Below are 19,179 nucleotides of genomic sequence, written 5' to 3' on the forward strand. Positions count from 1 at the left end.
CGTCGGCCCCCACCCCGGGCCCCCGCCATCGGCGTCTTCCTGACGGCCTAGCCGAGCCAGCCGTTCAGGGCGGCCCGGGCCCCGGCCTGGAACCGGCTGGTGGCGCCCAGATGGGCCATCAGCTGGGAGACAAGACGGCTCACCGAGCGCCGGGAGATTCCCAGTTGCTCCGCGATGTCGTCGTTCGACCTGCCGACCGCCATCAGCCGCAGCACCTCGCGCTCCAGGCCGTTGGGCACGCCGTCCCCCGCCTCCCCGGCGCCCGCGGTCACCGGGATGTCGATGCCGTCGTCCCAGCAGTGGTCGAAGGCCTGGCACAGGAAGCTCAGCGCGGAGGGGTCCCGCACCAGCGCCACCCCGGTCCCGGTGTGCAGCGGGTCCAGCGGGAGGACCGCGCAGCGCCGGTCGTAGATCAGCATCCGCGAGGGCAGTGTCCCGGCGCTGCGCACCTGGGCGCCCGCCGCGCCGATCGTCTCGGCGTAGCGCAGGCCGACGCGGTGGGTGCGGGCGCTGTGCTGCATCAGGACGCGGATGCCGACACCGCGCGCCAGGAGCTCCAGGTCGAGCGGGACGGCCGCGTCGATCGCCTCGTCGGTGGGGACGCCCGGCATCAGGGTCTCCACCGATTCGGTGCAGGTACGCGCCAGGTCGTCGATGACGGCGCGGGTGTTGCCGATGCCCTCGACGACCTCGATGCTGATCTCGGCGGACCGCATGCCGCGCGCCGCGACGTACTCGCCCGACAGTGACTGGAATTGTTCCCTCGCGGCCGCCATCGTGATGCGCTGGGCGAGGATGTCCGCCTCCACGGGGGCGAGCAGCTGGTCGGCGGCGCTCTCCGGGCTGACCGCCACCCAGCCGCCCGCCGGGGACGGCTGGAGCAGGCCGAGCCCGTACAGCAGGGCCTCGGCGCGGGTGACCTCCTCGGGGCGCAGCCCGGCGCGGGCGGCGAGCCGGTCGGCGTCGTCCGCGGGGTGCCGTACCCGTAGCAGGTAGACCTGGAGCGCGGTGGCGTCGATGTCCTCGACCTCGTGGATCGGCATCTAGGAGAGCCAGCCGTTCAGCGCCGCCCGGACGCCGGCCTGGAACCGGCTGTCGGCGTCCAGTTGTTCCAGCAGCCGGGCCACCACGCGGCTCACCGAGCGTGGGGACATGCCCAGTTGGTGGGCGATCGCCTCGTCCTTCTTCCCGGCGGCCATCAGCACCAGGACGTCGCGGTCCACGCCCACGGGTGCCGAGCCCGACTTCTTCGGCCCTTCGACGAAGTCCGCCGCCCGGTCCCAGTAGTGCTCGAAGAGCTGCTGGAGGAATCCGAGCACGGTGGGGTCGCGCACCAGCGCCACACCCGACTTGGTGTGCAGCGGGTCCAGCGGGAGGACGGCGCAGCTGCCGTCGTAGATGAGCATCCGGGAGGGCAGTGCGGTGATGCTGCGCACCTGGGCGCCGGCCTCGATGAGGGTGGTGACGTACCCGACGGTCGGCTGGTGCCGGCGGGCGGTGTGCTGCATCAGTGTGCGGGCCTTCACGCCGCGTTCGAGGATTTCCAGGTCGCCGGGGGTCGCGGCCTGGATGGCGGCCCGGCTCTGGCCGCCGCCCGGGTGCAGCGCGTCGACCGACTTGGCGCAGGTGCGGTCCAGGTCGGCTATGACGGCGCGGGTGTTGTCGATACCCTCGACGACCTCGATGCTGCTCTTGGCCGAGCGCATGCTGCGGGCTTCGAGGTAGTCGCCGGAGAGCGCGTGCAGCCGGGCGCGGGTGGCGGCCATGGCGATGCGGCGCTGGAGGATGTCTTGTTCGATGGGTGCCAGCAGGGCGTCGGCGGCGCTTTCGGGGGAGATGGCGACCAGTCCGCCGCCGGGCGAGGGCCGCAGCAGGCCCAGTTCGGTCAGCCGGGCCTCGGCGGAGGCGGCCTCGGCGGTGGAAATGCCGGCCCGGGCGGCGATCTGTGCCACCGAGTCGGTGGGATGAATCACGCGAAACCGGTAAACCCGTGTCGTCGCGGCGTCTATTTCCCCGGGTTCGTACACGCTCATCTTCCTCGCATGACGTCAGCAAGCACCTTGGCGTCAACTGGACAGGCGAGATGATGCCACAGGGACTCTATCGACTTCCTCGTGAATGCTCGTGAGCATGATTGGGCCAACATGCCATTCATGTTCGCCTATGTGGACACGGAAGAGGGATCCCGTGAAGAAGTTTGCTCTGAGCGTTATCGCAGCTCTCCTGCTCGTGGGTGCCTCCGGTGGGGTCGCCATGGCTGCCGGTTCCCCGGACGCCAAGGGCGAGGTCATCACGACCGGCAGCCTCTGGGACTGACCACGGCCCGCTGATACGACGGATCGGATCGGATCGGTGGACAGGAAAGTGGTGCGGTGATGGCCCAGGCCCCGCTGGCGGTGTTGCTGAGCCCGCGCCTCGAAGAGGTTCGGGCGGCCCGGGTGGTCGGTGCCCGCACTCTTGTCCTCGCTCCCGACCGGGCGGCTCCGGGGATCCGGGAGGCTGTCGCGGCGGCGCACGACGCGCTGACCGTGGACTGGCTGGATCACCAGGGGCTGCTGATGGCGATCGGTCATCTGGCCGCTCATCCCGCCAGGGTGTCGGTGTTCGGCTTCGCGGAGGCCAGTGCGCTGGTCGCCGCGCGGGTGAACGAGGCCCTGCGGTTCCGGGGCAATCCGCACGCCGCCGTCGCGTACCTCACGGACAAAGTGGCGCTGCGCGGCAAGGTCAATCAGCTCACCGGTACCCCCGTCCGGTTCGAGCAGTGCGACCGGGTGACGCATCTGGTGGCCGCCGCCGAGCGGGTCGGCTTCCCCTGCGTCGCCAAGCCGCGCACCGGTTCGGGCGGCCAGGAGGTGCATCTTCTGCGCGATGTCGCGGATGCCGCACTCCTGGCCGCCGAACTGGTGAGCGAACCGGCGCTGATCATCGAGGAATTCCTGGAGGGCCCCGAGTACAGCGTGCTCGCCCACTCCAGGGACGGTGAGCACACCGTGCTCGCCGTGGCGAGAAAGCATCTGTCGGACGGCCCCGGGTTCACCGAGGAGGGCCACGATCTGCCGGCCGACCTCGGCCCGGGGGACGCGGCGGCGATCGGCGACCTGGTCACCGCCACCCTGGGGGCCGCCGGCCACCGGGCGGGACTGTCCCTGACCGAGGTGGTCCGTACCGCGCAGGGACCGCGCCTGATCGAGTCGCACGCCCACCCCGGCCCCGGCCGGCTCGGCGACCTGCTGGCGCTGGCCACCGGCACCGACCCGGTGGCGCTCGCCGTCGCCACCGCACTGCGGCTGCCCGTACCGGTGCCGCACCACTCGTCCGGCCGGCGGTACGCGGGTATCCGTACCCTGCGGCTGCCCCCCGGCCGGCTCGACGCCGTGCACGGGATCGACGAGGCGTACGCCCTGCCGGGCGTCGCCGACATCGGCATCACCGTTCGCGTCGGAAGCCATGTCCCGGAGGCCACCAGCCGGGCCGCCGGGCATGGCTTCATCACGGCCGTCGCGTCCTGCCCGCAGGAAGTGGAGGCGGTCCTCGGCAAGGCCCTGGGCCTGCTGCGCCCGGTGGTCGGCGGCGCGGATCCCGGAGCCTGCGGGCGGCCCGCGCGTCCCGAGAAGGAGGAGGAGCACACTGCTGCCTGAGCTGCTCCCCGGGATGGGATTCCCCGCGACCCCGGCCCCACGGGCAGACCTGCTGCTTCCCCTCCCCGGCCTGTTCGCCGGACCGCCCGCCCGCCCCGGCTACGTCGTCCTGGAACGCCTGGACGTGCACGGCCGGGTCGAACAGCGCGGCGTCCTGGGGGCCCTGAGCCTGCACGGCACCGAAAGCGGCCACATCCTGCGGCACCAGCAGGTGGGCGAGCCCGAAGTGCGGCTGCACACCCGGCTGCTGCGCGAGCGCCGCGCCCCCGCCGAACCGCTGCTGCTGGCCGCCCCCGACCCGGGCGCGTTCCGCCGCTGCATCGACGAGACCGTCCGCCGCCCGCCCGACCGTACGGGGCCGGCCACCCGCGGCGGCACCCAGCGGCTGTGGGCGGTGGCCGGCGAGTGGAGCCGGCGGCCCCCGGCGCTGCCCCCGGTGCTGCTGGCCGACGGACACCACCGTCTGGAGGCGGCCCGCCGGCTGCACCGCGGCCAGCCCGCCCGGATGGGCGACCGGCTGCCGGCCCTGGTCGTGGACCACGGCCGCTACCCGCTGCGGCTGGCGGCCACCCACCGCACGATGCCCGGCCTCGACCCGTACCGGGCGGCCGATGTGGCCTCCGGCTTCGCCCGGGTGACGGAGCTTCCGGCCGGCTCGCCGCGCCCGGTGCCGCGCGCGGGCACGTTTTTACTCACCGGAAAGTCCAGGATCTGGGCCATCTCCCGCGTCTCCCCGGTCACCACGGCGCGCCGGCTGCGGTTCCTGCCCTCGGAGTGGGCCGAGCTGTCGGCCGCCATCAGCGACCACGTCCTGATCCCGATCCTCTGCGAGGACCAGGGACTTGACCCCACGCCCGGGTACACCGAGCGCCATCCGGCCGACGACGAGGCCGGGCTGATCCTGCCGCCGCCCACCTGGGAACAGATCTGGTCGGGCGCCGCCGGCGGCACCGTGATGCCGCCCAGGACCACCTCGCTGGGCCCCGCCCCGCTGCCGGGACTGCTGCCCCCGCTGCCCTGCTGATTCGCCGTGGCCCGGCCGGGAGTTGCCGCATAGGCCGTCTCTTTTGGATCTTCGCGGATCAGGCCGGGTCGTCGGATGCGGTGCATCGCAAGGCGCCGGAGTGCCCTCAGGGTGGTGTCCTTCGGGCAGTTCGGCAACGCAGCGAGGCGCCGTAGCCGGCGGCCCGGCCCGCGACGATCCATAAGAGACGGCCTAGGCTCACCGCCATGACGGATATCGGTGTGATGGTGCCGCGCGATCTGGCGGCGGAACGGTTCATCCAGTACGTCCGGCGGGCCGAGGAACTGGGCTTCGCCGAGGTGTGGGTGGTCGAGGACTGCTTCTTCCGGGGCGGCTTCACGCAGGCCGCCGTCGCGCTGGCGGTCACGGAACGGATCCGGGTGGGGATCGGCATCCTGCCCGCCGTGCTGCGCAACCCGGCGCTGACGGCGATGGAGGCGGCGACGCTCGCCCAGCTGTACCCCGGCCGCCCGGTCCTGGGCGTCGGGCACGGCATGCCCGGCTGGATGCGGCAGGTCGGCGCGTACCCGGCGTCGCCGCTGGGCGCGCTGGGCGAGCATCTGCGCACCGTACGGGCGCTGTTGCGGGGGGAGACGGTGCGCGACGAGCGGCTGGACGCGGTGACGCTGGATCTGCCGGTGCCGGTGGTGCCGCCGGTGCTGGCCGGGGTGCGCGGGCCCAAGTCGCTGGCGCTGTCCGGGCGGGAGGCGGACGGCACGATCCTGGCCGAGCCGGTGACCCCCGAGTATCTGGCGGCGGCGCGCGGGCACATCGGCGCGCGGGCGGTGGCGGAGGGGCACCGCGTGGTGGCGTACAACGTGGCGGCGGTGGACGACGATCCGCAGGTGGCGCGGGCGGCGGTGCGGCCGGCGCTGGAGTGGATCGGCGAACCGGACTGGGCGCCGCACATCACCCCGCTGCCGTTCGCCGCGGAGTTCGCCCGGCTGCGCGAGGAGAGCGCGGACCGTGCGGAGTTCGCCGCGCGGCTGCCCGGTGAGTGGGTGGATCAGCTCGCGGTCACCGGCACCCCCGGGCAGGCCCGGGAGCGGATCGCGGCGCTGCACGCGGCGGGCGCCGGCAGCGTGGTCCTGATGCCCGCGGGGCCCGATCCGCTGGTGGCGCTGGAGGGGCTCGGGCGGGTCCTGTGACCGTTAGGGCACATGTGCGGGAAAACTCTTCGCGGATCGGTGCAACCGTTCGGGCGTGACCGGTGTCGTAGGGGTCGGGGAAACACGGGGGTGCAGGAGGGGAGCGAAGGGCCCGGCGGGGGAGCCGGGCCCTTCGGAGTTTTCCACAGCCCCCTTCGCCCCTGTCGGTGCCGGTGGATACCGTGCGGGCATGTCGTCGCACAGCGCGGTGCTCGAGGGGGTCCTGGAGCGCATCACCTACGCCAACGAGGAGAACGGGTACACCGTCGCCCGGGTGGACACCGGGGGCGGTGGCGGGGAACTGCTCACCGTCGTGGGGGCGTTGCTCGGGGCCCAGGTGGGGGAGTCGCTGCGGATGCGCGGCCGCTGGGGCTCGCACCCGCAGTACGGACGGCAGTTCACGGTGGAGAACTACACGACCGTGCTGCCCGCCACCGTCCAGGGCATCCGGCGCTACCTGGGCTCGGGGCTGATCAAGGGCATCGGGCCCAGGACCGCCGAGCGGATCGTCGAGCACTTCGGGGTGGCCACCCTGGAGGTCATCGAGGCGGACGCGGGCCGGCTGATCGAGGTGCCGGGGCTCGGCCCCAAGCGCACCCGGCTGATCGCCGCGGCGTGGGTGGAGCAGAAGGCCATCAAGGAGGTCATGGTCTTCCTGCAGAGCGTGGAGGTGTCCACCTCCATCGCGGTGCGGATCTACAAGAAGTACGGGGACGCCTCGATCTCCGTCGTAAGGAACCAGCCCTACCGGCTGGCCGCCGACGTGTGGGGGATCGGCTTCCTGACCGCCGACCGCATCGCGCGGGCGGTCGGCATCCCGCACGACAGCCCCGAGCGGGTGCGGGCCGGACTTCGCCACGCGCTGTCCCTGGCGAGCGACCAGGGGCACTGCTTCCTGCCCGAGGAGCGGCTGATCACGGAGGCGGTGAAGCTGCTCCAGGTGGACACCGGGCTGGTCATCGACTGCCTGGGGGAGCTGGCGCAGGACCCGGAGGGGGTGGTGCGCGAGCCGGTGCCCGACCCGGAGGATCCGCACGGCACCGTGATGGCGGTGTACCTGCCGCCCTTCCACCGGGCCGAGCTGTCGCTGGCCGGTCAGGTGCGGCGGCTGCTGCGGGCCGGGGAGGACCGGCTGGCTGCCTTCGCCGGGGTGGACTGGGGCCGGGCGCTGGCCTGGCTGGTGGAGCGCACCCGGGCGGAGCTGGCGCCCGAGCAGGAGGCGGCGGTGCGGCTGGCGCTGACGGAGAAGGTGGCGGTGCTGACCGGCGGCCCGGGGTGCGGGAAGTCGTTCACGGTGCGCTCGGTGGTGGAGCTGGCGCGGGCGCGCCGGGCGAAGGTGGTGCTGGCGGCGCCGACGGGGCGGGCGGCGAAGCGGCTGGCGGAGCTGACGGGGGCCGAGGCGTCCACGGTGCACCGGCTGCTGGAGCTGAAGCCGGGCGGTGACGCGGCGTACGACCGCGACCGGCCGCTGGACGCGGATCTGGTGGTGGTGGACGAGGCGTCGATGCTGGATCTGCTGCTGGCCAACAAGCTGGTGAAGGCGGTGCCGCCGGGCGCGCACCTGCTGCTGGTGGGGGATGTGGACCAGCTGCCGTCGGTGGGCGCGGGCGAGGTGCTGCGGGATCTGCTGGCGGACGGCTCCCCGGTGCCCGCGGTCCGGCTGACCAGGATCTTCCGGCAGGCGCAGCAGTCCGGGGTGGTGACGAACGCGCACCGCATCAACGCCGGCCGGCCGCCGCTGACGCGGGGGCTCGCGGACTTCTTCCTGTTCGCCGAGGAGGACACGGAGGCGGCCGGGCGGCTGACGGTGGACGTGGCGGCGCGCCGGATTCCGGCGCGGTTCGGGCTCGATCCGCGCCGGGACGTGCAGGTGCTCACCCCGATGCACCGCGGCCCGGCCGGTGCGGGGGCGCTGAACGGGCTGCTCCAGGAGGCGGTGACCCCGGCCGGGCCCGGGCTGCCGGAGAAGCGGTTCGGGGGCCGGATCTTCCGGGTGGGCGACAAGGTCACCCAGATCCGCAACAACTACGAGAAGGGCGCCAACGGCGTCTTCAACGGCACGGTCGGGGTGGTGCGCGAGCTGGACGCGGACGAGCAGCGGCTGGTGGTGCGCACCGATGAGGACGAGGACGTGGAGTACGAGTTCGGTGAGCTGGACGAGCTGGCGCACGCGTACGCGGTGACGATCCACCGTTCGCAGGGCAGCGAGTATCCGTGTGTGGTCGTCCCGGTGACGACGAGCGCCTGGATGATGCTCCAGCGCAATCTGCTGTACACGGCGGTGACGCGGGCGAAGCGGCTGGTGGTGCTGGTGGGTTCGCGGCGCGCCCTGGATCAGGCGGTACGCAGCGTCTCGGCGGGGCGCCGGTTCACGGGGCTCGACATGCGGCTCGCGGGGTGACGCGGGTGCCGGCGGGCGGGCCGTCGGCGGGCGCCGTCCCGGCCGCCGGGGCAGAATAGGCCGCATCATCCCGGTTCCAGCGGCACGGCGTGCCAGAAACTGGGCCGATTGCCGACCCTGAGTGCACATATTGGCCCCGGATGGGGGACACTGGGAGGGAGTCAGGGCACCCCGAAGGAAACTCGAAGGACCTCGAAGAAGAGGACAACGTCGGTGAGGGATGACGTGAGCGAACACCGCGACGGCGCGCAGTCCGTAGAACTGAACTACGACGGCGCCACCTACAGCTACCCGATTGTGAACAGCACCATCGGGGACACCGGCTTCGATGTCAGCAAGCTCCGGGCCCAGACCGGTCTGGTGACCCTGGACTCCGGTTTCGGCAACACCGCGGCCTATAAATCGGCGATCACCTATCTCGACGGTGAGCAGGGCATTCTGCGCTACCGGGGCTATCCGATCGAGCAGATCGCCGAGCGCGGCTCGTTCCTGGAGACCACCTATCTGCTGCGCAGCGGCAAGCTGCCCACCGTGGACGAGCTGGCGACCTTCCGCAACGAGATCACCACGCACACGCTGCTGCACGAGGACGTCAAGCGCTTCTACGACGGCTTCCCGCGCGACGCGCACCCGATGGCGATGCTGTCCTCCGTGGTCAGCGCGCTGTCCACCTTCTACCAGGACAGCCACGACCCGTTCGACGCGAAGCAGCGGCACATCTCGGCGATCCGGCTGCTGGCCAAGCTGCCCACGATCGCGGCCTACGCGTACAAGAAGTCCGTGGGCCAGCCGGTGGTCTACCCGCGCAACGACCTGGGCTACGTGGAGAACTTCCTGCGGATGACCTTCTCGGTCCCCGCCGAGGAGTACGTCCCGGACCCGGTGGTCACCGACGCGCTGGACAAGCTGCTGATCCTGCACGCGGACCACGAGCAGAACTGTTCCACCTCCACGGTGCGGCTCGTCGGCTCCTCGCAGGCGAATCTCTTCACCTCCGTGTCGGCCGGCATCAACGCGCTCTCGGGCCCGCTGCACGGTGGCGCGAACGCGGCGGTCCTGGACATGCTGGAGTCGATCCAGGCCAGTGGCGGCGATGTGGATGCCTTCATCCGCAAGGTGAAGAACAAGGAGGACGGTGTCCGCCTCATGGGCTTCGGACACCGCGTCTACAAGAGCTTCGACCCCCGGGCGAAGATCATCAAGGCGGCGGCGCACGATGTGCTGTCCGCGCTGGGCAAGTCCGACGAGCTGCTGGACATCGCCCTGCGCCTGGAGGAGCACGCGCTCAGCGACGAGTACTTCGTCTCGCGCAACCTCTACCCGAACGTCGACTTCTACACCGGTCTGATCTACCGGGCCATGGGCTTTCCGACCAGCATGTTCACCGTGCTGTTCGCGATCGGCCGGCTGCCCGGCTGGATCGCCCACTGGGAAGAGATGATCACCGAGCCCGGCTCGCGGATCGGCCGCCCCCGGCAGATCTACACCGGTGACGTCGAGCGCGACTACGTGCCCGTCGAGCAGCGGTAATCCTCCCCCGGACGTCGTCCGGGAGGGGCCTTCGGGGTACGGAACGGAGCACGCCCGGTGATGTGATGCAGGTCACATCACCGGGCGTGCAACCTTTTGCCGGTTGGCGGGTCTAACCGGGCAACGACAGCGCGAATTCGGCTGGATTCACGCCGTCGGTCGTCCGGCCGGGGTCCCGTGGGGGGACGCTTCGAACGGACGGCAGGAAGCGCCCCGCTTCGGGCCCTGTGGGGGGACCCGCTGCGGGGCGCGTTTCCGTTTCCGCGCCCTGGTCCGGCGCTGTGGTCCGGCGTCCTGTCCGGCCGCCGCTCTCTCCGCTCGCTCAGCTCGCCGCGGGGCCGACCAGCTCGAAGCCCGCCTCGTCGACCGCAGCCCGGACGGCCTCCTCCTCCAGCGGGGTCTCGGACACAACGGTGACCAGTCCGCTGCTCGCCTTGGCGGTCACCTCGCTCACCCCCTCCAGCGCGGAGAGCTCGCTGCGCACGGACGACTCGCAGTGCCCGCAGGTCATGCCGGAAACCTGGTAGGTCGTGGTGCTCATGGAAGGATCCTCGTTCCTCTCCAGGGGCCGCTCGGTGCCGCCCGCCGACAGCCCGAGTTTATACCCCCACCGGGTATCTAGCTACCCGGTGGGGGTATCGCGCGGCACACGGTTCAGCGACGGCTGCCCGGACGCCGGCTCACCCACAGCTCAATGGTGTGCGGGTACCAGAAGGGCTTGCCGCCCTCCGTCACGTCCGGCGGCGGCAGCAGGCCGTGCTTGCGGTACGAGCGCACCGTGTCCGGCTGCACCTTGATGTGTGCGGCGATCTCCTTGTACGACCACAGTCCTCGATCTGCCATCGTCCACACCTCTTCGCACTCGGCGTTGATGATCACCACCGAGCCTGCGCCGCCCCGGCCCGCGGGGCGGCGCGCCGCAGCGCCCTGTTGATCAGCTGTGACGGCGAAGGCGCGTAATGGAGACGGCTGTTGCCCATCCCCGATAGTGGGCTGATGCCATCGAACGATGGTCAGTGTCCGCTGGGGAAGCCCAGATTGATCCCGCCGTCCGCCGGGTCGGGCCAGCGGGTGGTGATCACCTTGCCGCGGGTGTAGAACCGCACCCCGTCCTCCCCGTAGATGTGCTGGTCCCCGAAGAGCGAGTCCTTCCAGCCACCGAACGAGTGGTGCCCCACCGGCACCGGGATCGGCACGTTCACCCCCACCATCCCGGCCTCCACCTCCAGCTGGAAGCGGCGCGCCGCGCCGCCGTCCCGGGTGAAGACCGCCGTACCGTTCCCCCAGCGCGAGGAGTTGATGAGCTCAAGACCCTCCTCGTACGAGCCGGCCCGCACCACGCACAGCACCGGACCGAAGATCTCCTCCCGGTACGCGTCCATTCCCGGGGTCACGTGATCCAGCAGCGACACCCCGAGGAAGAAGCCCTCCTCGTGCCCGGGAACGGTGTACCGCGTCCCGTCCACCACCACATCGGCGCCCTGAGCCCGGCCGCTCGCCACGTACGAGGCCACCTTCGCCCGGTGCTCGGCGGTGATCAGCGGCCCCATCTCGGAGTCCGGATCGCTGCCGGGACCGATCCGCAGCGCCGCCGCCCGCTCGGCGATCCGCGCCACCAGCGCGTCCCCGATGTCCCCGACCGCCACCACCACCGACACCGCCATGCAGCGCTCGCCCGCGCTGCCGTAGGCCGCGTTGATCGCGTTGTCCGCCGCCACGTCCAGGTCGGCGTCCGGCAGCACCAGCATGTGGTTCTTCGCCCCGCCCAGCGCCTGCACCCGCTTGCCGTGCTCCACCGCACCGCGCTGGATCGCCCGCGCCACGGGCGTGGAACCCACGAAGCTCACCGCCGCCACGTCCGGGTGCGCCACCAGCCGGTCCACGGCCGCCTTGTCGCCGTTGACCGCGTTCAGCACGCCCTCGGGGAACCCGGCCTCCGCCGCCAGTTCCACCAGCCGCAGCGCCGCGCTCGGGTCCTTCTCGCTCGGCTTCAGCACGAAGGTGTTCCCGCAGGCGATGGCCAGCGGGAACATCCACAGCGGCACCATCGCCGGGAAGTTGAACGGGGTGATGCCCGCCACCACCCCCAGCGGCTGCCGGATGGACGCCACATCCACCCCGCTGGAGACCTGCGTCGACAACTGCCCCTTCAGATGCTGCGGGATGCCGCAGGCCAGCTCCACGATCTCCAGCCCGCGCGCCACCTCGCCCAGCGCGTCGGCGTGCACCTTGCCGTGCTCGGCGGTGATCAGCCGGGCCAGCTCGTCTCGGCGCGCGTCCAGCAGTTCCCGGTAGCGGAACAGCGGCGCGGTACGGCGCGCGAGCGGCGTCGCGCGCCAGGAGACGAACGCCGCCCGGGCCGCCGCCACCGCCGCGTCCACCTCCGCCTCGCAGGCCAGCCCGACCCGGGCCGGCTGCCGCCCCGTCGCCGGATCGAAAACGGGCGCGTACCGGCCGGAAGCGGGTGCCACCGGCTTGTTGTCGATGAAGTGACCGATGGTCCTCATGGGGTGGTCCGTTCTCCTCACAGATAGCGGCGGCGGGCGGCCGCCTCGCGCTCGTACCCGGCCCGCGCCCCGACGGCCGCCGGCCGGCCGGCGACCTGGGCCACCGGCACGTCCCACCACGCCTGCGCGTCCGGCGCGTTGGAGTCCGGGTCGGTCTCCACGTACACCGCGACCGGGCCCCGCGCCTCGCGCGCCACCGCCAGCGCCTCGCGCAACTCCTGGCAGGAGTGGGCGCGCAGCACCGTCATGCCCAGCGAGGCGGCGTTGGCCGCCAGATCCACCGGCAGCGGCGCCCCGTGGTAGGCGCCGTCCGCCGTACGGAAGCGGTAGTCCGTACCGAACCGCTCGGCACCGGTGGCCTGCGACAGGCCGCCGATCGACGCGTAGCCGTGGTTCTGGATCAGCACCAGCTTGATGGGAAGGTCCTCCTGCACCGCCGTCACGATCTCGGTGGGCATCATCAGATACGTGCCGTCGCCCACCAGCGCCCACACCGCGCGCTCGGGGGCGGCCAGCGCCACTCCGATGGCGGCCGGGATCTCGTAACCCATGCAGGAGTAGCCGTACTCCAGGTGGTACTGGCGCGGCGAGCGCGCCCGCCACAGCTTGTGCAGATCGCCGGGGAGCGAACCGGCCGCGTTGATGATCACGTCCTCGTCGCCGACGGTCGCGGCGAGCGCCCCGAGCACCTGCGGCTGGGTGGGCGGCCCCGTGTCGTCGCGGGGCGCGGTGGCGGCGTCCACCACGGCCTCCCAGCGCTCCTTGCCCGCCACGTACGTCCGCGCCCAGGACGGCTCGACCCGGTACCCGGCCAGCGCCCCGGACAACTCCCGCAGCCCGGTGCGGGCGTCGGCGACCAGCGGCAGCGCGGCCAGCTTGTGGGCGTCCGCGGAGGCGATGTTGAGATGGACGAAGCGCACCGCCGGGTCGGCGAACAGGGTGTGGGAGGCGGTGGTGAAGTCCGTGAACCGGGTGCCGATCCCGATCACCAGATCGGCGGTGCGGGCCAGGTCGTTGGCCACCGCCGTCCCGGTGTGCCCGACCCCGCCCACCTCCCCGGGGTGGTCGTGGCGCAGCGCGCCCTTGCCGGCCTGGGTGGTCGCCACCGGGATGCCGGTCGCGTCCACCAGCGCGCACAACGCGTCCTGCGCCGCGCTGTGGTGCACCCCGCCGCCGGCGATCAGCAGCGGCCGGTGCGCGGCCCGTACCATCGCCGCCGCCTGGGCCAGCGCGTCCGGGTCAGGCCCCGGGCGCGGCACCCGCCACACCCGCTCGTGGAAGAACGCGGCCGGCCAGTCGTACGCCTCCGCCTGGACGTCCTGCGGCAGGGCCAGGGTGACCGCGCCGGTCTCCACCGGGTCCGCCAGCACCCGCATCGCGCCCAGGGCGGCGGGGATCAGCGCCTCGGGGCGGTGCACCCGGTCGAACCAGCGCGAGACCGGGCGCAGGGTGTCGTTGACGGACAGGTCGCCGGCGCCGGGGTGTTCGAGTTGCTGGAGCACGGGGTCGGCGGGGCGGGTGGCGAAGGTGTCGCCGGGCAGCAGCAGTACCGGCAGCCGGTTGATGGTGGCCAGCGCCGCGCCGGTGACGAGGTTGGTGGCGCCGGGGCCGATGGAGGTGGTGACGGCCTGCGCGGAGAGCCGGTCGCGCTGCCGGGCGAAGCCGACGGCGGCGTGCACCATGGCCTGTTCGTTGCGGCCCTGGTGGAAGGGGAGCGGGGCGTCGGGGCCCTGGCCGGACTCGACGAGGGCCTGGCCGAGGCCGGCGACGTTGCCGTGGCCGAAGATGCCCCAGCAGGAGTCGATGAGCCGCTGCCGTGCCCCGTCCCGCTCGGTGTACTGGGCGGCGAGGAAGCGGACGAGGGCCTGGGCGACGGTCAGCCGGATCGTGGTGGTCATCGCGGCGTCACCTCCGGGGCGCGGTAGAGGGGCAGCCGGGGATCGACGGCCTGGTGGCGCCAGTCGTCGCGGATCCAGGCGTGGTCGGGGTGGTCGCTGATGAGCCAGGCGCGTTCGGCGCCGGGGCCCGCCATGACGTTGAGGTAGTACATGTCGTGGCCGGGGCCCGCGATGGAGGGGCCGTGCCAGCCGTCCGGGATCAGCACCACGTCCCCGTCGCGTACTTCGGCGAGTACGTCGGTGCCGCTGCCGTGCCCGGAGGGGGTGACCCGCTGGTAGCCGAAGCCGGCCCCGGCGATCTCGAAGTAGTAGATCTCCTCCAGCTCGGACTCCTGCTCGGCCCGGAACTCGTCGTGCTTGTGCGGGGGATAGGAGGACCAGTTGCCGCCGGGGGTGAGGACCTCCACCGCGATCAGCCGGTCCGCCTCGAAGGTGTCGGCGGCGGCGAAGTTGTTGACCTGCCGGGAGCAGGCCCCGGCGCCGCGCAGTTCGACCGGGACGCCGGCGGCGGGCCGGTACCGGGCGGGCAGCCGCCGGGTGCAGCGGGCACCGGCCAGGGCGAGCCGTACACCGGCGCCGGCCGGGGCCCGCAGCGTCACCTCGGCGTCGCGCGGCGCGTACACGAAGTCGCTGACCGAGGTGAAGACGCTCTCGCGGCCCGTCAGCGTGAACTCCTGGCCGTCCACGCTCACCTCGGCGCCGCCGGCCAGCGGGAGCACGATCCACTCGCTGTCGCCGGTGGCGAAGGTGTCGGTGCCGCCGGGCGGCAGGTGCGCCACGCGCAGCGAGCAGTACGCCCAGCCGGCGTCCTGCGGGGTGATGTGCACCGGATACGGGCCGAAGGACGCGGTACCGGCGGGCCGGTGGGCTGTCCTGGTTCTCACGGGGGTGCCTTTCGTCTCGGCGGAGCGTCAGAGCAGGGAGACAGCGGTGTCCACGGCCTTCGCGACGTCGCCGTCCGCGGGGTACAGCAGGGAACGGCCGACCACCAGGCCGCGTACGGTCGGCAGCCGCAGCGCCGTGCGCCACTTCTCGTACGCGCCCTCCTGATCGCCGTGCACCTCGCCGCCCAGCAGGACGGCGGGCAGGGTGGAGGTCTCCATCACCCGCGCCATGTCGCCGGGGTCGGCGGTCACCGGGACCTTGAGCCAGGTGTACGCGGAGGTGCCGCCCAGACCGGAGGCGATGGCGATGGAGGTGGCCACGGCCTCGGGCCCGAGGTCGTTGGTGACCTTGCCGTCTATGCGGCGGGAGCGGAACGGCTCGACGAAGACCGGCAGCCGGTGTGCGGCCATGGCGTCGATGGCGCGGGCGGTGGAGTGCAGGGTGGCGAGCGAGCCGGGGTCGGCGTAGTCGATGCGCAGCAGCAGCTTGCCGGCGTCGAAGCGCATCCGGGCGAGGTCCTCGGCGCGGTGTCCGGTGAAGCGGTCGTCGAGTTCGAAGGCGGCGCCGGCCAGGCCGCCGCGGTTCATGGAGCCGATGACGACCTTGTGTTCCAGGGCGCCGAGCAGCAGCAGGTCCTCCAGGATGTCGGCGGTGCCCAGGACGCCGTCCACGCCGGGGCGGGAGAGCGCGAGCACGAGCCGTTCCAGCAGGTCGCCGCGGTGTGCCATGGCGAGCCGGTCGCCGCCCACGGCGAGCGCGCCGCGCGCCGGGTGGTCGGCGGCGATGATCATCAGCCGCCCCGAGTCGCCGGTGAGCGGGCGGCGTTCGCGCCGTGCCGCCGCCTCGGCGATCGCCTCGGGGTGCTGGGCGCGCACCGTGACGAGGTTGGGGATGGTGATGCTCACGGGTGGCTCGCTTTCACGGGGCCTTGATCGTGGCCGCTGTCGGTGGCTGGGTCGGCGTCGGCGCCGGCGCCGGTGTCGGTGGCTGGGTCGGGGCGGGCGTCGGGTGCGGGGGCGTGGCCGGCGAGGAGGGCCTCGACCTCGGCGGGGTAGGGCATGGCGGTGGAACAGGCGAGCCGGGCGGCGACGACGGCCCCGGCGGCGTTGGCGTACCGGGTGAGGCGGTGCGGCTCCCAGCGGGCCAGCAGTCCGTGGCACAGCGCGCCGCCGAACGCGTCGCCGGCGCCGAGGCCGTTGACCACCTCGATGGTGTGCGGCGGCACTTCGGCCGCGCGGCCGTCGCGGTGCAGGGCGAGGACGCCGGCCGGGCCCTGTTTGACGACGGCGAGTTCGACCCCGGCGGCCAGCAACGCCTCGGCGGCGGCGCGCGGTTCGCGTTCCCCGGTGGCGATCTCGCATTCGGCGAGGTTGCCGACGGCGACGGTGGCGTGCGCGAGTGCCTCGGCGTACCGGGGCCTGGCCCGGTCCTCGGGTGCCTCGCCCCAGAACATCGGGCGCCAGTCGAGGTCGAAGACGGTGGCGACGTGGTCCGGGTGGTCCGGGTCGCGGGCGGCCAGCGCGGCGAGGGTGGCGGTGCGGCTGGGCTCCTCGCTCAGCCCGGTGCCGGTCATCCAGAAGATCCGGGCGGCGCGGACGGCGTCCAGGTCCAGCTCGTGCGGGTGGATGACCAGATCGGGCGCTTTGGGGCGGCGGTAGAAGTACAGCGGGAAGTCGTCGGGCGGGAAGATCTCGCAGAAGGTGACGGGGGTGGGGTGGTCCTCCACCGCCGTCACCCACCGGTCCTCGACGCCGAACTCGCGCAGCGCGCGGTGGCAGTAGTCGCCGAACGGGTCGGCGCCGGTGCGGCTGATGACCGCCGAGCGCCGTCCGAGCCGGGCGGCGGCCACCGCCACATTGGTGGCGGAGCCGCCCAGGAACTTGCCGAACGTCTCGACCTCGGACAGCGGCACCCCGGTCTGGAGCGGGTACAGATCGACCCCGATGCGTCCCATGGTGATGAGGTCCATGCCCATGCGGAACTGCTCCCTCCGGTTGTCCTGACACGCTGATCGCCCCCCACATGTAGACGGGGCGGGAGCGGCTGTCAATGGTTTGTCTTTACATAATGACATCCATACTCCCCCAGAGGTACGGTCGTTACCGGTGTGGACCGCGACCACCCGGACGACCCGACGACACCGACGACGTACGGAAGGCAGGCTCGCGCATGGACCTCGACCGCATCCGGATCGGATCCGCCCCCGATTCCTGGGGCGTGTGGTTCCCCGAAGACCCGCAGCAGACCCCCTGGCAACGCTTCCTCGACGAAGTGTCCGAGGCGGGCTACCAGTGGATCGAGCTGGGCCCGTACGGCTACCTGCCCACCGATCCGGCCCTGCTGGGCGACGAACTGACCCGCCGTCGGCTGACCCTCTCGGCCGGTACGGTCTTCACCGCGCTGCACCGCGGCCCGGCCGTGTGGGACGCCACCTGGGAGCACGTGTCCCGGGTCGCCGCGCTCACCTCGGCGATGGGCGCCGCCCACCTGGTGGTGATCCCCGAGTTCTGGCGCGACTCGGTCACCGGCGAACAGACCGACCCCGAACATCTGAGCCCCGACCAGTTCCGCGAGCTGACCGCCGGCATGGAACGGCTGGGGCGCGAGGTGCGCGAGCGGTACGGGCTGACCATCGTCGTCCACCCGCACGCCGACACCCACCTGGCCACCGAGCGGGACGTCACCCGCTTCCTGGACGCCACCGACCCGGACGCCGTCAGCCTGTGCCTGGACACCGGGCACTACGCGTACTGCGGCGGCGACAGCGTCCGGCTGATCAAGACCTACGGGGAGCGGATCGGCTATCTGCACCTCAAGCAGGTGGACCCGGCGATCCTGGCCGATGTCCGGGCGCAGGGCACCCCGTTCGGTCCGGCGGTGGCCAGCGGCGTCATGTGCGAACCGCCGCACGGGCTGCCCGATCTGCCGCCGGTGCTGGCCGCCGCCCAGGGCCTGGGCGTGGAGCTGTTCGCCATCGTCGAGCAGGACATGTACCCCTGTTCGCCCGACGCCCCGCTCCCCATCGCCACCCGCACCCGCCGTTACCTGCGCTCCTGCGGCGCGTAGCGGCAGCACGCACCCGCACCGAAAGGCTCGTTGTGAACACAGAGAACTCGCTGGGCATCGCCGTCCTCGGCACCGGGCGGATGGGTGCCGACCATGTGCGGCGCATCGAACGGCTCATCAGCGGAGCCCATGTCGCCGCCGTCGCCGATGTGGACGAGGTCCGGGCCAAGGAGGTCGCGGGTACGGTCGGGCCGCACTGCGCCGCGCACACCGATCCTGCCGCCGCGATGGACGCGCCCGGGGTCGGCGCCGTCCTCATCGCCTCGCCCGGGGCCGCGCACGAGGAGCAGCTGCTCGCCGCGCTGGAGCGGGACCTGCCGGTGCTGTGCGAGAAGCCGCTCACCCCCGACCCGCAGGGCGCGCTGCGGGTGATGGCCGCCGAGGAGGCGCTGGGCCACCGGCGCATCCAGGTGGGCTTCATGCGGCGGTTCGACCGCGAGTACCGGGAACTGAAGCGGCTGCTGGCGGGCGGCACGCACGGGCGGCCCCTGATGCTGCACTGCCGGCACCGCAATACTGTCTCGCACCCGCTGTTCACCACCGAGATGCTCATCAACGACTCGGTGGTGCACGAGATGGACGCGGCGCGCTGGCTGCTGGAGCAGGAGCTGACGGCCGTGACGGTGCTGCGGCCCACGCCCTCGGCCGCCGCTCCCGAAGGGCTCGGCGATCCGCAGCTGATCATCTTCGAGACGAGCGGCGGCGCGCTCGTGGACGTGGAGATCTTCGTCAACTGCGGTTTCGGCTACCAGGTGCAGGCCGAGGCGGTGTGCGAACACGGCACGGCCCGCATCGGCGACGCGCACGGGCTGCTCGCCAACACGGCGGGGCGGTGGGGCGGGGAGATCGCGGACGACTTCACCGGGCGGTTCGCCGACGCGTACGACCAGCAGGTGCGGGAATGGGTGGACGCCACCCGGGCCGGGCGGGTGACCGGGCCCAGCGCCTGGGACGGGTACGCGGCGGCGGCCGGGTGCGCGGCGGGGGTGGCGGCACAGCGCAGCGGGCAGCGCACGGAGGTCGAGATGATCGAACGGCCCGCCTTCTACAGCCCAGTATCGTATGTCAGGACAAACTGATCG

At 72.6% G+C, this 19,179-nt stretch carries 16 protein-coding genes; 7 read left to right on the forward strand and 9 right to left on the reverse strand.

The window, feature by feature from the left end:
- Positions 1-47: 47 nt before the first annotated feature.
- Both H7827_RS19830 and H7827_RS19835 read right to left on the reverse strand, forming a co-directional pair.
- Positions 48-1,043, reverse strand: a complete 996-nt coding sequence (locus H7827_RS19830; protein ID WP_386537602.1) for a LuxR C-terminal-related transcriptional regulator — start codon at positions 1,041-1,043, stop codon at positions 48-50.
- A complete protein-coding gene (locus tag H7827_RS19835) occupies positions 1,044-1,973 on the reverse strand; it encodes a helix-turn-helix transcriptional regulator (protein WP_200366891.1) in 930 nt (309 codons plus the stop codon). It lies immediately after the preceding gene.
- A gap of 402 nt (positions 1,974-2,375) precedes the next feature.
- Between H7827_RS19835 and H7827_RS19840 the strand changes: the two genes are divergently transcribed.
- From H7827_RS19840 to H7827_RS19860, 5 genes are all read left to right on the forward strand, one after another.
- Entirely contained in the window at positions 2,376-3,638 is a 1,263-nt protein-coding gene (locus tag H7827_RS19840; RefSeq protein ID WP_432746767.1) for an ATP-grasp domain-containing protein, read from the forward strand.
- 13 nt (positions 3,639-3,651) lie between these two features.
- Positions 3,652-4,662 carry a DUF1015 family protein gene (locus H7827_RS19845; RefSeq protein ID WP_030725146.1) on the forward strand — a complete coding sequence of 337 codons (1,011 nt, stop codon included), beginning with the start codon at positions 3,652-3,654 and terminating at the stop codon, positions 4,660-4,662.
- 206 nt (positions 4,663-4,868) lie between these two features.
- A complete protein-coding gene (locus tag H7827_RS19850) occupies positions 4,869-5,810 on the forward strand; it encodes an LLM class flavin-dependent oxidoreductase (protein WP_432746768.1) in 942 nt (313 codons plus the stop codon).
- Positions 5,811-6,000: 190 nt separating this feature from the next.
- The gene (gene recD2, locus H7827_RS19855; protein ID WP_432746769.1) at positions 6,001-8,211 is read left to right on the forward strand and encodes an SF1B family DNA helicase RecD2; all 2,211 of its coding nucleotides are present in this window, start codon (positions 6,001-6,003) and stop codon (positions 8,209-8,211) included.
- 225 nt (positions 8,212-8,436) lie between these two features.
- The gene (locus tag H7827_RS19860) at positions 8,437-9,741 is read left to right on the forward strand and encodes a citrate synthase (protein ID WP_386537627.1); all 1,305 of its coding nucleotides are present in this window, start codon (positions 8,437-8,439) and stop codon (positions 9,739-9,741) included.
- 322 nt (positions 9,742-10,063) lie between these two features.
- On the opposite strand, the gene H7827_RS19865 is transcribed toward H7827_RS19860, so the two are convergent.
- The 7 genes from H7827_RS19865 to iolC all read right to left on the reverse strand — a co-directional run bounded on the left by H7827_RS19865 (position 10,064) and on the right by iolC (position 17,006).
- Positions 10,064-10,333, reverse strand: a complete 270-nt coding sequence (locus tag H7827_RS19865) for a heavy-metal-associated domain-containing protein (RefSeq protein ID WP_432748010.1) — start codon at positions 10,331-10,333, stop codon at positions 10,064-10,066.
- A 62-nt stretch (positions 10,334-10,395) separates the two neighbouring features.
- Complete coding sequence (locus H7827_RS19870) at positions 10,396-10,584, reverse strand: MerR family transcriptional regulator (RefSeq protein ID WP_030725159.1); 189 nt, start codon at positions 10,582-10,584, stop codon at positions 10,396-10,398.
- Positions 10,585-10,754: 170 nt separating this feature from the next.
- Positions 10,755-12,248, reverse strand: a complete 1,494-nt coding sequence (locus H7827_RS19875) for a CoA-acylating methylmalonate-semialdehyde dehydrogenase (protein WP_432746770.1) — start codon at positions 12,246-12,248, stop codon at positions 10,755-10,757.
- Positions 12,249-12,265: 17 nt separating this feature from the next.
- Positions 12,266-14,146, reverse strand: a complete 1,881-nt coding sequence (gene iolD, locus H7827_RS19880) for a 3D-(3,5/4)-trihydroxycyclohexane-1,2-dione acylhydrolase (decyclizing) (protein WP_432746771.1) — start codon at positions 14,144-14,146, stop codon at positions 12,266-12,268.
- Positions 14,143-15,030 (reverse strand): 5-deoxy-glucuronate isomerase, encoded by an 888-nt coding sequence (gene iolB, locus H7827_RS19885; RefSeq protein WP_386537584.1) that lies wholly within the window; start codon positions 15,028-15,030, stop codon positions 14,143-14,145. The genes iolD and iolB overlap by 4 nt, the downstream gene beginning before the upstream one ends.
- Before the next feature lie 27 nt (positions 15,031-15,057).
- A complete protein-coding gene (locus tag H7827_RS19890) occupies positions 15,058-15,936 on the reverse strand; it encodes a Cgl0159 family (beta/alpha)8-fold protein (RefSeq protein ID WP_432746772.1) in 879 nt (292 codons plus the stop codon).
- Complete coding sequence (iolC, locus tag H7827_RS19895; protein ID WP_432746773.1) at positions 15,933-17,006, reverse strand: 5-dehydro-2-deoxygluconokinase; 1,074 nt, start codon at positions 17,004-17,006, stop codon at positions 15,933-15,935. Before iolC ends, H7827_RS19890 begins: the two co-directional genes overlap by 4 nt.
- Positions 17,007-17,200: 194 nt before the next feature.
- Here iolC and H7827_RS19900 point away from each other — a divergent pair, with 194 nt between their 5' ends.
- Together H7827_RS19900 and H7827_RS19905 are read left to right on the forward strand one after the other, a co-directional pair.
- Positions 17,201-18,097, forward strand: a complete 897-nt coding sequence (locus tag H7827_RS19900; protein WP_432746774.1) for a sugar phosphate isomerase/epimerase family protein — start codon at positions 17,201-17,203, stop codon at positions 18,095-18,097.
- A 32-nt stretch (positions 18,098-18,129) separates the two neighbouring features.
- Complete coding sequence (locus tag H7827_RS19905) at positions 18,130-19,176, forward strand: Gfo/Idh/MocA family protein (protein WP_386537575.1); 1,047 nt, start codon at positions 18,130-18,132, stop codon at positions 19,174-19,176.
- The last annotated feature ends 3 nt before the right edge of the window (positions 19,177-19,179 follow it).

It is taken from the genome of Streptomyces sp. JH002 (genome assembly GCF_050916115.1).
Classification (GTDB): Bacteria; Actinomycetota; Actinomycetes; order Streptomycetales; family Streptomycetaceae; genus Streptomyces; species Streptomyces xiamenensis.

What these genes read in the sequence shown, in the direction of transcription:
- H7827_RS19840 (WP_432746767.1), top strand. Translation starts at nt 2,376, where the DNA reads ATGGCCCAGGCCCCGCTGGCGGTGTTGCTGAGCCCGCGCCTCGAAGAG.
- H7827_RS19875 (WP_432746770.1), bottom strand. Translation starts at nt 12,248, where the DNA reads ATGAGGACCATCGGTCACTTCATCGACAACAAGCCGGTGGCACCCGCT.
- H7827_RS19870 (WP_030725159.1), bottom strand. Translation starts at nt 10,584, where the DNA reads ATGGCAGATCGAGGACTGTGGTCGTACAAGGAGATCGCCGCACACATC.
- H7827_RS19830 (WP_386537602.1), bottom strand. Translation starts at nt 1,043, where the DNA reads ATGCCGATCCACGAGGTCGAGGACATCGACGCCACCGCGCTCCAGGTC.
- iolC (WP_432746773.1), bottom strand. Translation starts at nt 17,006, where the DNA reads ATGGGCATGGACCTCATCACCATGGGACGCATCGGGGTCGATCTGTAC.
- recD2 (WP_432746769.1), top strand. Translation starts at nt 6,001, where the DNA reads ATGTCGTCGCACAGCGCGGTGCTCGAGGGGGTCCTGGAGCGCATCACC.
- H7827_RS19845 (WP_030725146.1), top strand. Translation starts at nt 3,652, where the DNA reads ATGGGATTCCCCGCGACCCCGGCCCCACGGGCAGACCTGCTGCTTCCC.
- iolD (WP_432746771.1), bottom strand. Translation starts at nt 14,146, where the DNA reads ATGACCACCACGATCCGGCTGACCGTCGCCCAGGCCCTCGTCCGCTTC.
- H7827_RS19900 (WP_432746774.1), top strand. Translation starts at nt 17,201, where the DNA reads ATGGACCTCGACCGCATCCGGATCGGATCCGCCCCCGATTCCTGGGGC.
- H7827_RS19850 (WP_432746768.1), top strand. Translation starts at nt 4,869, where the DNA reads ATGACGGATATCGGTGTGATGGTGCCGCGCGATCTGGCGGCGGAACGG.